A 539-nucleotide genomic window follows, 5' to 3' on the forward strand; every position below is an offset into this window, starting at 1 on the left:
GTCCAGCCCAATACGCCGCCTTTTCGGATCTATGCTCCGGTGCCGATGCTACCATGGTCGCCCCTCCTGGGGACACTCCATGCCAGAAAATTCAGGAGGCGTAAGAAGGGGTTCTTTTGACGGTTACAGATCAATTCAGTGTTGTGAGGTACTTCAAATATTTTCTTCCGATCAACTGATTGTATTTCTATTGATTTTGATTTCTTTGCCTGCAACAGTTTGCGAAGATGGACATTAAACGTTGAGTATGCCAATGTTAACCTCCCCTGTGCTGCCAATTTATCGTAGATGTGCTTATTGGCGTACCCTTTTTTGTGCATATCGAGAATCTCGATCTGACAAGATCTAAATTCTACACGGCCCATGCATCGGGCAATGCGACCTGATTTAGTCATAGTTCTCTCCTGGTTATTTTTTATCATATTTTATGATCCGTTAGTAGCCAATGTCAACTGATAACAGTTTATCCGATTAGAAGTGAGCGTAACCGCTCTCATTCAAGCCCATACTAGCTGATAGTGTCGCTGACAAAAAAAATC

The 539-nt window shown here is 43.2% G+C and carries 1 protein-coding gene; it reads right to left on the reverse strand.

Annotated features, from left to right (window positions below):
- Positions 1-29: 29 nt before the first annotated feature.
- Entirely contained in the window at positions 30-395 is a 366-nt protein-coding gene (locus tag GTA51_RS20430; protein ID WP_246198268.1) for a TraK family protein, read from the reverse strand.
- Positions 396-539 lie beyond the last annotated feature (144 nt).

Source organism: Solidesulfovibrio aerotolerans (assembly GCF_009856865.1).
GTDB lineage: Bacteria > Desulfobacterota > Desulfovibrionia > Desulfovibrionales > Desulfovibrionaceae > Solidesulfovibrio > Solidesulfovibrio aerotolerans.